13 protein-coding genes are annotated in these 13,926 nt (G+C 69.2%); 2 read left to right on the forward strand and 11 right to left on the reverse strand.

Translation table 11 applies throughout. The features are described 5' to 3' along the window. Positions 1–117: 117 nt before the first annotated feature. On the forward strand, positions 118–564 hold the full coding sequence (locus tag A5780_RS10300; protein WP_063019217.1) for a hypothetical protein: 447 nt from the start codon (positions 118–120) through the stop codon (positions 562–564). A gap of 1 nt (position 565) precedes the next feature. Here A5780_RS10300 and A5780_RS10305 read toward each other — a convergent pair whose 3' ends face one another. The 9 genes from A5780_RS10305 to A5780_RS10345 form a co-directional block, all read right to left on the reverse strand. Continuing rightward, the gene (locus A5780_RS10305; RefSeq protein WP_064904189.1) at positions 566–1,603 is read right to left on the reverse strand and encodes a hypothetical protein; all 1,038 of its coding nucleotides are present in this window, start codon (positions 1,601–1,603) and stop codon (positions 566–568) included. Further along, positions 1,587–2,888, reverse strand: coding sequence for a sensor histidine kinase (locus A5780_RS10310; RefSeq protein ID WP_146100927.1), 1,302 nt, complete (start codon positions 2,886–2,888; stop codon positions 1,587–1,589). The genes A5780_RS10305 and A5780_RS10310 overlap by 17 nt, the downstream gene beginning before the upstream one ends. Further along, entirely contained in the window at positions 2,852–3,508 is a 657-nt protein-coding gene (locus A5780_RS10315) for a response regulator transcription factor (RefSeq protein ID WP_030513191.1), read from the reverse strand. The genes A5780_RS10310 and A5780_RS10315 overlap by 37 nt, the downstream gene beginning before the upstream one ends. A gap of 125 nt (positions 3,509–3,633) precedes the next feature. Then, positions 3,634–4,086: a flavodoxin family protein gene (locus A5780_RS10320; RefSeq protein WP_030513190.1), complete on the reverse strand. Its 453-nt coding sequence runs from the start codon at positions 4,084–4,086 to the stop codon at positions 3,634–3,636. 30 nt (positions 4,087–4,116) lie between these two features. After that, positions 4,117–4,605, reverse strand: coding sequence for a hypothetical protein (locus A5780_RS10325; protein ID WP_064904188.1), 489 nt, complete (start codon positions 4,603–4,605; stop codon positions 4,117–4,119). Continuing rightward, positions 4,602–5,357, reverse strand: coding sequence for a 4-hydroxy-tetrahydrodipicolinate reductase (gene dapB, locus A5780_RS10330; RefSeq protein WP_369817533.1), 756 nt, complete (start codon positions 5,355–5,357; stop codon positions 4,602–4,604). The genes A5780_RS10325 and dapB overlap by 4 nt, the downstream gene beginning before the upstream one ends. A 147-nt stretch (positions 5,358–5,504) precedes the next feature. Further along, positions 5,505–6,620 (reverse strand): alcohol dehydrogenase catalytic domain-containing protein, encoded by a 1,116-nt coding sequence (locus tag A5780_RS10335; RefSeq protein ID WP_063019226.1) that lies wholly within the window; start codon positions 6,618–6,620, stop codon positions 5,505–5,507. Positions 6,621–6,670: 50 nt separating this feature from the next. Then, positions 6,671–7,987: a pentapeptide repeat-containing protein gene (locus A5780_RS10340; RefSeq protein ID WP_156769436.1), complete on the reverse strand. Its 1,317-nt coding sequence runs from the start codon at positions 7,985–7,987 to the stop codon at positions 6,671–6,673. Between the two features lie 130 nt (positions 7,988–8,117). Then, a complete protein-coding gene (locus A5780_RS10345; RefSeq protein WP_064908309.1) occupies positions 8,118–9,323 on the reverse strand; it encodes an MFS transporter in 1,206 nt (401 codons plus the stop codon). A gap of 96 nt (positions 9,324–9,419) precedes the next feature. On the opposite strand from A5780_RS10345, the gene A5780_RS10350 reads away from it, so the two are divergent. Continuing rightward, positions 9,420–9,764 (forward strand): helix-turn-helix transcriptional regulator, encoded by a 345-nt coding sequence (locus tag A5780_RS10350; RefSeq protein WP_063019229.1) that lies wholly within the window; start codon positions 9,420–9,422, stop codon positions 9,762–9,764. A gap of 1 nt (position 9,765) precedes the next feature. Here the strand turns inward: A5780_RS10350 and A5780_RS10355 are convergent, their stop codons facing one another. Continuing rightward, entirely contained in the window at positions 9,766–11,082 is a 1,317-nt protein-coding gene (locus A5780_RS10355) for a pitrilysin family protein (protein ID WP_104406637.1), read from the reverse strand. A gap of 178 nt (positions 11,083–11,260) precedes the next feature. Next, positions 11,261–13,546 carry a polyribonucleotide nucleotidyltransferase gene (locus A5780_RS10360; protein ID WP_063019231.1) on the reverse strand — a complete coding sequence of 762 codons (2,286 nt, stop codon included), beginning with the start codon at positions 13,544–13,546 and terminating at the stop codon, positions 11,261–11,263. Between the last annotated feature and the right edge of the window lie 380 nt (positions 13,547–13,926).

A 13,926-nucleotide genomic window follows, 5' to 3' on the forward strand; every position in this document is an offset into this window, starting at 1 on the left:
ACACCGAACCGTCGCCCGTGATATCGGCAGACATTCCGGTCACATTCCAGCAATGACAGCAACCGTGACGATATCCTGGCGGTGGCGTGATGTCACAAATGACGTCATACTGATGTCATGGATCTGAACAAGTACACCGCCCGCCTGCGCGACGACCTCATCGCGGCGGCCGCCCTGGGCGACGAGAAGACCCAGGCGACCGCCGCGGCCCTGGCCGCCGCCACGGAGAATTCGCTGCGGCTGACGCTGCTGGCCGCGCTCTCGGACCTGGCCGAGGAGGTCAACGCGACCCTCGACGATCGCACGGTGCACGTCTCGCTGTCGGGTACCGACGCGCAGGTCGAGGTACGCCGCACCGCGAGCGAGGAGTCGCACCCGACCTTCGAGGAGATGACCGGCGACATCAGCCGGGTCACCCTGCGCATGGTCGAGAATCTGAAGGCCCGCGCCGAGGAGGCCGCGACCCAGAGCGGTCAATCGCTGAATTCCTGGCTCTCCGGCGCGGTACAGGGCGCCCTGCGCGATCAGATGCGCAAGGGCGGCCCCGGGCGCTGCGACAGCTGAGTCAGTCCATCACCGTCACGGTGCCGGTGGGGCCGATCTCGGTGCGGCGGTCGTGGTCGGGCGCCTGCGCGAGCACCGTCGACAGCACCCGCCGACCTGGCGGCAGGATGCGCACCGTCACCGAACCGGCGTTGGCCGCGTCCAATTCCCGTGTGGCGACGTCGATGACGCGCTCGCGCAACCACTTCGGCGCATCGGCGAAACCACCGTCGTCGAGCAGGACGACCTCCACCCCGCGTGCGCGCGCACCCCGCGCGGCGCCGCTGAGTTCCTCGGTCATCAACTGCGGGGCGCGCAGTCCGTCGCGCAGTTCCGCCTCCAGGAGCCGGCACTGTTCCCGTTCACCGACGGTAAGGACCGCGCCGTCGGCGATGCGTTCCAGGATCGGGCGGGCCACCCGGTCCAGGCGCTCAAGCTGGCGCGTGCGTTCGCCGTCGGCAGCCGCCATCGTCGCCTCCGCGGCGGCCTGGGCGCTCGCTTCCTCGCGCAACCCCCGCAGCGAACGCTGGGTGGGCCGCATGATCTGCGCGAACACCGAGATGGCGATGACGGTGCCGATGGGCACGATCGCGGCGACGATCGCGCTCGCGTTCAACCAGGCCCGCGCGCCGTCGACACCGATGACGACCGCGACTCCGGCCACGCCGAGCCACGCCGTGCCCATCCGGCCGCGCAGGACCAGCACGGCCAGCACATACGAGGTCGCGAAGGTGGTCCACACCATCTGCCGGGTTTCCGGTATGCCGGGAGCGACCGAGGTCAGGGCGGTGGCGACCGGTCCGGCGGCGGCGACGAAGATCGTCACGGTCCACGGCAGCGGATCGCCGGGGACCACCAGCACCAGTGCACCGCCCACCACCATCACGATCAGCGCGGTCACCGCCGGCAGCGCAGTGGTGGAGTCGAGGTTGCGGACCATGTAGAGGGTGATGGTCCCCTCCAGCAGGACCAGGAACAGCCACGCGGTGGGGCCGCGCAGTCCGAGCAGCTCACGCAACCCGAACGCTTGTTCACGACCGGATTCAGTGCGCACCGTCACCGCCCCACACCAAGGTCACAGCGGTGCCCTCCCCGGGTTGCGATTCCACGAATCCGGCGCCACCGGCCAGCTGGCGCATGCGGCCGAGAATGCTCACCGAGATGCCGAGGCGGTCCGCGGAGACCGCGTTCGCGTCGAATCCCGCGCCGTCGTCGGTGAAGACGACCCGGATGCTGCCCGCGCTGATCGTGCAGGTCACTGTGCGCGTCACCGCGCGACCGGGCACCGCCGCGTGGCGCAGGCTGTTGCGGACCGCTTCGGCCAGGGCGGCGGCGAGGGTGCGCGCGGCGGCGGCGGGCATGCGCAGGTCGTCGAAGCCCGGCCAGGTCCTGGTGGTGAACCGAATGCCGGCATTCACCTCGTGCACCGCGGCGCGCAGGAAAGTCACGGCCGCACGAGCGTCGAGCACATCGGGTTCGCGCGATTCGACGCGGATCTCGTCGAGTTGGTCCAGGGTGCGTTCGGCCTGCCGGCGCAACACATCCGAGGGTTCGCTACCGCGCGAGGCGTCCAGCAGCGTCGAGAGAACGGCGTCGTGAATGAGGGCGGCGAAGCGGGCACTCTCGTTGTCGCGGGCCGCGGCCGCGGCGGCTTCGGCAGCCTGTCTACTCGCCGCCACCGATTCGCGGTCCACCCGGGCCGCGGCCGACAGCGCCGAAACCACACACCACACGAACAGCGCCGACAACCCGACGGCCCGGGCGAACGCGCTGAGCACGGACGCTGCCGTGAACTGTTCCGCCAGATAGATATTCGTCAAAGCGACGGCCGCCGACCCGATCAGCAGATACGCCACCGCGACGAGCGCCGGCCACGCCAACGTCGCCGCGAGCACCCCGAGTGGCAGCATCCGATACAGCCACACCGAATTCGCGCCGATGCTGTGGGTGTCGAGCCCGATCAGCATGGTCGCCACCGCGGACAGGAAGGCCACCGCGGCGCAACTCGACACCAGCCGGATGGTGCGCGGGCTCGACCGGATCGACAGCACGGCCAGTACCGGGAACAGTCCGAACGCCAGCGCGCTGGCACTCGGCGTCCACCAGGCGGGCGTGAACCGCGCCTGCTCGGTGATCTCCGGAAGATCGGCGAGGCCCATGATCACCCCACCCGCGCCGATCGAGAGCCCCAGCCGGCGCATGACGCGCTCCACCGCAGGCGTATCGGAGCGCACCTGCGCGCGGCCGGGAACCCGGATGCGGGCCGCGGCTGCGGTGCGCGCGAAGACTCCGGGTGCGTCGACCGCGATCATGCCTGGTTGTTGCGTTCGGGCACCGGAAGCCATCCGTCCTCCACCGCGCGCTTGTAGAGGTCGGTCTTGGTGGGCGCGGGGCGGCCGGCGTCGGCGTATTTCTGGCGGATCCGGCCCAGGTAGTCGTTGACCGTCTGTTCCGAGAGCCCGGTCAGCCGCGCCACCCGGGAAGCCTTCTCGCCGGACGCGTAGAGGGTCAGCACCTCCTGCTGACGCGGGCTCAATCCGACGTCGCGCAGCTGCGGATCGCCGTCGATGGCGGCGGCCCAATCGGTGGTGACCACCTGTTCGCCGCTCGCGGCGGCGCGCACCGCGGCGACCACGGTCTGCACATCCTCGGATTTGCGCACCACGCCCAGCACCCCGGCGCGCGCGGCCGAGCGCACCAAGAAGGGATTATCGGCTCCGGTGAACACCAGCACCTCGAGCCCGCGATCGCGCAGGGCCTGCACATTGGACTGCGGGGTGGAACCGTCGGCGAGCCGCAGATCGAGGATCACCAGATCCAGTTCCGGTGCCGCCGAGAGCAATTCGGACACCGTTCCGGCGGTGATGACCAGTTCCAGATCGCTTTCGCCGGCCAGCATGCTGGCCAGGCCGAGCGCGACCGACTCGTGGTCCTCGACCAGACCGATCCGCCGCGGTGGCGTCATATGGTCCTCACCCTTCCCGAAACCCGAACACCACGCCGCGCCCCGGCCGGGAACGCGACGTCCTGCCGTCGAGTATGACGGTGCCGGTGATATCCGTGTGAGACACCAGAAATCGGGTCACCGGCTCAGGCGGTCAATTGCGCCGCTATCGTCGCACCCAGTTCCCAGCATTTCTCCCGGTCGTCCTTGCCCGGCTGACCGGTGACGATCACGGGTGCGGCGGCCTGTTGCCACCCCATCCCGGTCGTCACGGTCGTGATGCTGCGCTCGGCGCCCTCGGTGCCCTGATTGCCGTGGATGTACACCCCGAACGGCCGGCCGCGGGTGCTGTCGAGGCAGGGGTAGTAGAAGGTGTCGAAGGCGTGTTTGAGCGCGCCCGACATGTAGCCCAGATTGGCCGGCGTGCCCAGCACATAGCCGTCGGCGGCGAGGACATCGCTCGCGGTCACGGCCAGTGCCGCCCGCCGCACCACCTCGACTCCCTCGATCTCGGGGTCGGTGGCGCCCGCGACCACCGCTTCGAACATGTCCTGCAGGAACGGCGAAGGCGTGTGGTGGATGATCAGCAACGTCGGCACCTAGGCGAGCCTAGTGGGGCCGGCGGTGGGTCAAGACCCGGTCCGGCGTTCGACGCGCTCGAGTTCCACGGCGCGGCGCATGGTTTCGCGAGCGCGCGAGCGGTCGCCGGCGTAGTCGTAGGCCCGGGCGGCGCGATAGTTGGTGCGCCAGTTGTCGGGGTCTGCCTCCCACTCCTTCTTGACCTGTTCGAACAGCTCGTCGGCGGCGGCCTTCTCCAGCCGGCCGGAGGGGCGGCGGGGCAGGTCGGAGACGTCGAGTTCGAGGCCCTCGCCGTGGATGCGCCGGGCCAGATGCTGGTGGGCGAGGGCGGCGCGAATGCTGGTGGCCACCACCCACACTCCGAGGATCGGCAGGATCAGCACGCCCACGCCCATCGCGACGGCGGCGGGTTTGCCCGAGGTCATCAGTTCGATCGCGATGCGACCCAGCAGCAGGAAGTAGAAGGCCAGCGCGACGACCAGGAAGACGATGAAGGCGACGATGCGCAGCACCTGTCGCCCGCTGTCGCGCTCGTTCACAGGTCCAGCAGCGGATCGAGCCCGACGGTGAGGCCCGGGCGGGCGCCGATCCGGCGCACACCCAGCAGTACACCCGGTGCGAAGGAGGTGCGGTCGATCGAATCGTGGCGGATCGTGAGCGTTTCGCCCTGGGTGCCGAACAGCACCTCCTGGTGCGCGACCAGCCCGGCCAGCCGCACCGAATGCACCCGCACCCCGTCGACGCTCGCTCCGCGCGCGCCGTCGAGTTCGGTGGTGGTGGCATCGGGGCTCGGGCCCACGCCGGCCTGCTTGCGGGCCTCGGCGATGATGCCGGCGGTGCGATAGGCGGTGCCGGAGGGTGCGTCGGCCTTGTTCGGGTGGTGCAGTTCGACGACCTCGACCGAATCGAACCACCGGGCGGCCTGTTCGGCGAACCGCATCGACAGCACCGCGCCGATGGCGAAGTTGGGGGCGATCAGCACGCCCACCTCGGGATTGTCCGCCAGCCAGGAGCGCACCTGCGCGAGCCGGGATTCGTCGAAACCGGTGGTGCCGACCACGGCGTGAATACCGTGTTCCACCAACCACTTCAGATTCGGCATCACCACGTCGGGGTGGGTGAAGTCGACCACGACCTGGGCGCCGGCCTCGGTGAAGGCCTCGAGCGCGTCGTCCTTGTCGACCCCGGCGACCAGCTCCAGGTCGTCGGCGGCCTCGACCGCCGCGCAGATCGCCTGCCCGACCTTGCCCTGCGCGCCGAGTACGCCCACCCGGATCCGGTTCGTCGCCACCGTGAACTCCTCACATACCGTTCGATGCCCGTTGCGGTCAGAGCCTATCGGCAGGGGTGCCGGGCGCCACCACACCGGTCACCCGGAAGTCGCGTGCGTCACCCGGCGCGACCACCGAGAGCCGACGGCAGAGGCGAGGCCGGCGCCTCAGTCGAAGACGATCACCTGACGCAAGGCGTGCCCGGCGGCCAGCTCGTCCATGGCGTGGTTGATCTCGTCGAGCCGGATACGCGAGGAGACCAGTCGTTCGACGGGCAGCCGGCCCTCCCGCCACATCCGCACGTACTCCGGGATGTCGCGCGCCGGAACCGCCGAGCCGAGGTAGCTGCCTACGATGGAACGTCCCTGCGCGACCAGACCGAGCGGTGAAATACTCGCGCGCGCTTCGGGATGGGGTAGCCCGACGGTCACCGTGGTGCCGCCGGGCGCGGTGGCCGTCACCGCGGTCTCGAAGGCCCGCACATTCCCCGCGGCCTCCACCACGACCTCCGCCGCGATGCCGCGCTCGGCCACCTCCACCGGCGTGTAAACCTGCGTGGCGCCCAATTCCTTTGCCAGCGTGAGCTTTTCGGGTACGGTGTCGACGGCGATGACCTCGGCGCCGAGGCTGTCCCGCAGCGAGGCGGCCGCCAGCACGGCGGCCATACCCACGCCACCGAGACCGACGACCATGATGCGGTCCCCCGCGCCGGGGCGGGCCGAATTCAGCAAGGCCCCGCCGCCGGTGAGGACCGCGCAGCCGAGTACGGCGGCGACCTCCGGCGGGACATCGTCGTCGACCGGCACCACCGACCGCCGATCGACCACGGCGTGGGTGGCGAATCCGGAGACGCCGAGATGGTGGTGGACGGGTCCGTTCGCGCGGCGCAGTCGGCGACCGCCGCCCAGCAGCTCGCCCTCGTTGTTGGCGACGCTGCCCGGCACACACGGGGTGCGGCCGTCGGTGGCGCAGCCCTCGCACTGTCCGCAGCGCGGCAGGAAGGTCATCACGACCCGCTGGCCGACCCGCAGATCGCTGTCACCGGGACCCACCTGCTCGACCCGTCCGGCCGCCTCGTGGCCGAGCAGCATCGGCACCGGCCGCACCCGGTTTCCGTCCACCACCGACAGGTCCGAATGACACAGTCCGGCCGCCTCGATCCGGACCAGCAGCTCCCCCGGTCCCGGCTCCGCCAACTCCAGATCCTCGATCACGATCGGGGTCGAATCGGCATAGGGAGTCGGGTCGCCGATCCGCTCCAGCACAGCACCACGAATCTTCATGGCACCGACGGTACCGGGCGAGCGCCGCGCCGAGTATCGGCGCCGACTACTCAGTCTTCCGGCGGTCCGACGACCGAAGCGGTGCCGGCGGGAAGACCCGCCTCCTCCGCGTCCGACTCCACCGGCGCCCGGTCCGGTGCGCTCGGGCCGCACGGCCTCCCCGGGATGAGGGCGTGCTCCGCCGACACCGTGCCACGACAGGTGACTCCCCGGAGATCGACATCGGGCACATCCCGTTCGAGGCCGATGCGAGCGTTGTCGAACACCGTGTCGCCGGAGTCGAAACGTGTGTCGGCACAGGTGATTCGCGAGCTGCCGACCACGATACCGTCGAAACGCGCACTGTCCCCCGCCACCTCGACGCCGTCGAAGAAGGTGCTGTCGGCGGTGAAGCGCGCCCGGGTGAACGACGTCGTCGGGCCGGTGAACCGGGCGCCGGTGAATCGTGTTCGGGGCCCGCCGAATTCGGCCTCGGTGAAGTCGGCCTTACCGCGGAAGACGGCATTCACGAAGCTGGTGCCGGCGCGCCCGGTGTAGACGTCGCCCGAGGTCGGGGTGAATTTCGTGCCCCGGAACAGCGCGTCGCTCTCGAAGTGCGCGCTGTGGAACGTCACGTGCGTGCCGACGAATTCCACGTTCTCGAAGTTGGCGGACCGCTCACCGATGAAGCGGGTACCGCGCAGATGCGTATGCCCGCCGGCGAAGACCGCCCAGCGGAAGTCGACATCCTCGAGCACCGCGTCGTCGAAGTTGAAATCGCAGTGCGACCACGATGTTTCGGCCTGCGGGCGCAGATGGGTCACGATCACCGCGATGATGGTGCGCCGCACCTCGCGATCGTTCTGCCGCAGCTGGTAGGCGCGCTCCACCTGCGGCCCGCCCGCTCCGTCGGTGATCTTGCGAGAGCTCAGGTGGGTAGCCCCTTCGTCGGGGTCGTAGGGCAGTCGCAGATAGCCGCACAGCACGTCGATGCACTGCTGGCGCATGCCGCGCGCGGCGAATTCGTCGGCCACCCCCGCCATCGCGTAGACGCCCGCCATGCGCACCGCGACATCAGCATTACCCAGTTGCGCCGCGGCGGCCCCGAACAGCTGCGCGAAGCGGCCGCGTTCGTTGTCGCGCTGTTTACGATAGGCCACGACCAGCGCCACCGCACCGCCCACACCGGCCGAGACCGACAACGCGATCTTCGTCAGATCCAGCTGGTTCGGCGTATCGGCCTTCGCGCCGAGCGCGAGCCACAGCACCCACCAGGCGATACCCGCGATCGCCAAACCGCCGAGCACCACCGAGACGACCGATACCAGCAATGCCGAACGCTGTATCCGCTGAGCCTGCCGCTGCGCAAATGTCCCCCGCCGAGCCATGGGCGCATAGTAACGACAATTCCGGATCCGCCACAGCCGGTGGAGGATTCGGCCCGGCCGAGCGGCGACGCGGCGCCTGCCTTTCGGGCGGACGCCGCATCGTCTTGTCCGGCAGACTGTTTCGCGCCGATCAGTTCGCCGCGCGACTCCCGCGCACCCCGATCGCGGCCGCGGTCAGGCAGGCCGCGGCGACCACCACCACGAACCACGGGAAGATCGTGCCCATCCCCCACTGCGTGGCCGCCCAACCGGCCAGCACGGTCGGCAGGGCCATCGCCGTATAGGCCAGCAGGTAGTAGGCGGACATGGTCTCGCCGCGCTTGTGCTGCGGCACCACGTTCGACAGATGCCGCAGCGATCCGCCGAAGCCCAGGCCGAAGGTCGCGCCGAGCAGAACACCGGCCAGCAGCACCACGACCCAGTTGTGGGTCGCCAGCGCCGGAATGGTCAGCAGCAGCGCGATCGCCATCCCGGTATCACCGCCGACGGCCGCGCGACGCGCCGGAATCGCGGTCGCGAACAGCTGAGCCAGCGCCCCGGCCGTCGCGGTCGAGGCGACCACGGCACCGCCGAAGACCAGATTGTGCACGCCGGTCTTCTCGGCGGCCAGCGAGGGATACAGCGACAGCAGCACACCCAGTACCGACCACGCCGCCATGACGCCCAGCGCCGAGAACCAGAAATCGGCCCGGATCTCCTGCGGTACCGCCGGTTTCGCGATCCGGATGGGACCCGACATCCGCGCGGTGTGCGTTTCGGTCATCACCACCACGCCCACGCCGATCAGCAGGCAGAACACCGTGATCACCACATACGGCGTGCGCAGCGGATGCGGAACGTACTGGGCGAGCAGTGCCGACCCCAGAATGGCCACGGCCATACCGACATTGAAGGCCACACCCGTCAGCTGCCCCGACCGCGCGCCGTGCTGGGGACGCAGATCCAGCAGCGCCGCCGCCCCGGCGACGACGGTGGCACCGACGGCCACGCCGTGCAGCGCCCGCGCCACCAGCAGCATCGCGACATTGTCGGCGAACAGGAAGACGACCAGTCCGATCACCATCGTGGCGAGTGCGCCCAGCAGCACCGGCTTGCGGCCGACCACATCGGAAATCTTGCCCGACACCAGAACCGCGGCCAGCGCGGCGACGGCGTAGACGGCGAAAACGATGGTGGTGGTCAGCGGCGAGAAATGCCATTCCTTCTGGTACAGGCCGTAGAGCGGGGCGGGAACACCGGATACTCCGAGCGCGACTCCGCTGGCGACCAGAATCAGTGCATAGGCCCAGGACTGTGTGGTCCGCGGAGCCGGTGCAACCGTGACAGTTGCGGCCATCGATTCTCTCCATCAGGTAAGTTTGATTGCGATCGAACTCAACCACCGTAGCGATGGTTTGATTCCCATCAAACCGAATTTCCCGTGAGAAAGATCATGAGCGATAGCAACAAGACCGTGGAAGCTCATCCGGTCGCCACCGTGCAGGAGGTGCTCGGCGCCCTGCACGACCCGGTCCGGCTCGAGATGGTGCGCAGGCTCAGCAATGCCGGCGGCCCGGTGCGCTGCGGCATGCTCTACGACACCATCAACAAATCCACCGCGACCCACCACCTGAAGATTCTGCGCGAGGCCGGGGTCACCGAACGCATCGTCGCCGACGGCCAGACCTACGCGCGGCTGCGCACCGAGGAAGTCGAGCACGCCCTGCCGGGACTGCTCGCGGCGGTGGTGGGCGCGGCCAATCGCGCGGGCGAATCCGGCGCCGCACCGCGCGACTGACTCACTCCGCCAAGCGTTTCACCGCACCGGGCAGGTCGCGCATCCTCCGATACGGTCCCGCCACCGAGGCCGCGTACGGCCGCGCCAGCAGGGTGCGGGCGATCGCGGACACCTCCGCGGTGGTGACGGCGTCGATGCGCGCCAGCGTCTCCGAGACGCTGCGGTGATTGCCGTAGCTGAGTTCACTGCGGCCGATGCGGTTCATCCGGGAGCCGGAATCCTCGAGGCCCAGCACCAGTCCACCGCGCAGCGATCCCTTGGCCCGGGCACATTCGGCGTCGGTGATCCCGTTGGCGGCAACATCTTCCAGGACCTCGCGCGCCAATGTCGTGACCTCGCCGAGATTTTCGGGCTGACATCCCAGATAGACCGAGAAGGCGCCGGTGTCGGCGAAGGTGTCGACGCTGGAATACACCGAGTACGCCAGGCCGCGTTCCTCCCGGATTCGTTGGAAGAGACGGGAACTGAGCCCGCCGCCGAGCACGGTGTTCAGCACCGACAGCGGCCAGCGCTTATGCCCTTCGTGCCGGCCGAACGCGCGCACCCCGAACACCAGATGCGCCTGTTCGCTGTCGCGGTAGGTCCAGTGCAGCTGCGGTGCCGTGCGCTTGCGGAAATGCCCTTCGCGGCGCGGCGCCGGTTCCCGCAACGGATCGAGCCGGTCGCCGAACGCGCGATGTACCAGCTCCACGGTGTGTTCGTGCTCGATATTGCCGGCCACCGCCACCACCATCCGGTCCGGACGGTAGCGGCGCAGATGGAACCCGCGCAGCTGCGCGGCGGTCATCTGCTCGACTGAGTCGACGGTGCCGATCACCGGCCGCCCGATCGGATGATCGCCGAACAGCGCGGTCAAGAACGAGTCGCCGACCAGGTCCTCGGGATCGTCGTCGCGCATCGAGATCTCCTCGAGCACCACCTGACGTTCCACGTCGACATCGATCGGACGGCACAACCCGTTCAGCACCACGTCGGAGACGACATCGACCGCGAGCGGCAGATCGTCGTCCAGCACATGGGCGTAGTAACAGGTCTGCTCCTTGGCGGTGAACGCGTTGAGTTCCCCGCCGACCGCATCCACGGCCTCGGCGATGTCCAGCGCGGTACGAGTCGGGGTCGCCTTGAACAGCAGGTGTTCCAGGAAGTGCGCGGCGCCGGCCACCGAGGGCCCCTCGTCGCGTGAGCCGACGCCGACCCAGACACCGATCGACGCCGATCGCACCCCGGGCACATGTTCGGTGACCACCCGCAGTCCGCCCGGCAGTACCGTACGCCGCACCCCGCTGTCGGAGAACGACCCGTCCTCGGCGAGGACCAGCGAAGAGCCCCCCTGCTCGAGAGCGAGCAAGGGGGCGTCGGCGCCGGCTTTCGCCGGAGTTCCCGCGCGCGAGGCTTGCTTCGTCTTCGGCGCGCGAGCTGTGCTGCCCGGCGCGCGCGTCGAAACCGAGGGCTTCGGGGCGCGCGCCGAGGACTTCTTCTTCGTCACATCCAACTATTTACTCGGCCGCGGCCTCGGCTGCAGCCGGAGCCTCGTCGGCGGCCGGAGCAGCGGTCTCCGCGCTCTCCTCCTCCGACACCGGGACCAGCGAGATCTTGCCGCGGTTGTCGATATCGGCGATCTCGACGCGGATCTTGTCGCCGACGTTCACCACGTCCTCGACCTTGCCGACCCGCTTGCCGTTGCCCAGCTTCGAGATGTGCACCAGACCGTCGCGGCCCGGCAGCAGCGAGACGAACGCGCCGAAGGCGGTGGTCTTGACGACCGTGCCCAGGAAGCGCTCGCCGACCTTCGGCAGCTGCGGGTTGGCGATGGCGTTGATCGCGTCGATCGCGGCCTGCGCCGACGGGCCGTCGGTTGCGCCGACGAACACGGTGCCGTCGTCCTCGATGGAGATGTTGGCGCCGGTGTCCTCGGTGATCTGGTTGATGACCTTGCCCTTGGGCCCGATCACCTCGCCGATCTTGTCGACCGGGATCTTGATCGCGGTGACGCGCGGCGCGTAGGGGCTCATCTCGTCCGGGGTGGCGATGGCCTCGGCCATCACGTCCAGGATGGTCAGGCGCGCGTCGCGAGCCTGGTTGAGCGCACCGGCCAGCACCTTCGACGGAATGCCGTCGAGCTTGGTGTCGAGCTGCAGCGCGGTGACGAAGTCGCGGGTACCGGCGACCTTGAAGTCCATGTCGCCGAAGGCATCCTCGGCGCCGAGAATGTCGGTCAGCGCGACGTAGCGGGTCTCCGACTCACCGTTGTCGCCGGTGACCTCGTCGGACACCAGACCCATGGCGATACCGGCGACCGGGGACTTCAGCGGCACACCCGCGTTCAGCAGCGACAGCGTGGAGGCACACACCGAACCCATCGAGGTGGATCCGTTGGAGCTCAGCGCTTCCGACACCTGGCGGATCGCGTAGGGGAACTCCTCCTGGCTCGGCAGCACCGGCACCAGCGCCCGCTCGGCGAGCGCGCCGTGGCCGATCTCGCGCCGCTTGGGCGAGCCGACGCGGCCCGTCTCACCGGTGGAGAACGGCGGGAAGTTGTAGTGGTGCATGTAGCGCTTGCTGGTCTCCGGGCCGAGCGAGTCGACCTGCTGGGCCATCTTCACCATGTCGAGGGTGGTGACGCCCAGGATCTGGGTCTCACCGCGCTCGAACAGCGCCGAACCGTGCGCCCGCGGGACCACGGCGACCTCGGCGGACAGCGCCCGGATGTCGGCCAGGCCACGACCGTCGATGCGGAAGCCGTCGGACAGGATGCGCTGGCGCACAAGCTTCTTGGTGACCGAGCGGAACGCCGCGCCGATCTCCTTCTCGCGGCCCTCGAAGTCCTCGGTCAGCGCCGAGAGCACCTCGAGCTTGATCTCGTCGATGCGCTCCTCGCGCTCCTGCTTGCCGGCGATCGACAGCGCCTCACCCAGCGGGTTCTTCGCGGTACCCTCGACGGCGGTGTAGACGTCGGCCTCGTACGGCGGGAAGAGCGGGAACTCCTCGGTGGGCTTGGAGGCCAGCGCCGCCAGGTCGGCCTGCGCCTTGCACAGCCGCGCGATGAACGGCTTGGCGGCCTCGAGACCTTCGGCCACAACGGTTTCCGTCGGCGCCTGGGCGCCGTCTTCGACCAGCGCGATGACCTTGTCGGTCGCCTCGGCCTCGACCATCATGATCGCGACGTCACCGGACTCGACCACGCGGCCGGCGACGACCATGTCGAACACGGCCTCTTCCAGCTGCTCGACGGTCGGGAACGCGACCCACTGGCCCTGGATGAGCGCCACGCGCACGCCACCGACCGGACCCGAGAACGGAAGTCCCGCAATCTGAGTCGAGGCCGACGCCGCGTTGATCGCGACCACGTCGTAGAGATCGTTGGGATCCAGGCTCATCACCGTGACTACGACCTGGATCTCGTTGCGCAGGCCGTCGACGAACGACGGGCGCAGCGGACGGTCGATCAGGCGGCAAGTCAGGATCGCGTCGGTGGAGGGGCGGCCCTCGCGGCGGAAGAACGAGCCGGGGATGCGGCCCGCGGCGTACATCCGCTCCTCGACGTCGACCGTCAGCGGGAAGAAGTCGAACTGGTCCTTGGGGTGCTTACCGGCCGTGGTGGCCGACAGCAGCATGGTCTCGTCGTCCAGGTAGGCGACGACGGAGCCGGCGGCCTGCTTGGCCAGGCGCCCGGTCTCGAACCGGACGGTGCGGGTGCCGTAGCTCCCGTTGTCGATCAGGGCCACCGATTCGAACACACCGGGTTCGACCTCGATGGCGGAGCTCGTCTGGGATTCGGTCATATTTCTGTCTCAACCTCTCGTCTCGCCGGATCGAACGCCGTCGAGGCGCGATCCGGCTGGGTGTCCCCGCGCAGTTTCATCCCTGCCCGGAGGCAGCGGCTTGTCTGCGCGAGGCAGCCGTACCCGGGCTCGGGCGCGCGACAGCCCTCCTGGCTGTGGCGCGACACCCGGCCGATCCCCCATGGAACCGGCGACGCGGAGGCGGTCATCGATCGAAGCCCGCCGGCAACTCTCGCCGAAAGGCCACTACCGAAGACCGACGCCACGCGTGCGGGTGCATACGGCTGGTGCGGTGCCGATATACGACTAGCCGACGGGGAGATTCTATGCCTCCCCGTCGGCTGCGCGTTAACTACCTGTGATTGTCAGCGCGTCTGTCT

It is taken from the genome of Nocardia sp. 852002-20019_SCH5090214 (assembly GCF_001665865.1).
Taxonomy (GTDB): domain Bacteria; phylum Actinomycetota; class Actinomycetes; order Mycobacteriales; family Mycobacteriaceae; genus Nocardia; species Nocardia nova.

Coding starts and splice junctions, on each gene's coding strand:
- A5780_RS10300 (WP_063019217.1), top strand. CDS start 118: ATGGATCTGAACAAGTACACCGCCCGCCTGCGCGACGACCTCATCGCG.
- A5780_RS10310 (WP_146100927.1), bottom strand. CDS start 2,888: ATGGCTTCCGGTGCCCGAACGCAACAACCAGGCATGATCGCGGTCGAC.
- A5780_RS10315 (WP_030513191.1), bottom strand. CDS start 3,508: ATGACGCCACCGCGGCGGATCGGTCTGGTCGAGGACCACGAGTCGGTC.
- A5780_RS10335 (WP_063019226.1), bottom strand. CDS start 6,620: ATGAAGATTCGTGGTGCTGTGCTGGAGCGGATCGGCGACCCGACTCCC.
- A5780_RS10340 (WP_156769436.1), bottom strand. CDS start 7,987: ATGGCTCGGCGGGGGACATTTGCGCAGCGGCAGGCTCAGCGGATACAG.
- A5780_RS10345 (WP_064908309.1), bottom strand. CDS start 9,323: ATGGCCGCAACTGTCACGGTTGCACCGGCTCCGCGGACCACACAGTCC.
- A5780_RS10350 (WP_063019229.1), top strand. CDS start 9,420: ATGAGCGATAGCAACAAGACCGTGGAAGCTCATCCGGTCGCCACCGTG.
- A5780_RS10360 (WP_063019231.1), bottom strand. CDS start 13,546: ATGACCGAATCCCAGACGAGCTCCGCCATCGAGGTCGAACCCGGTGTG.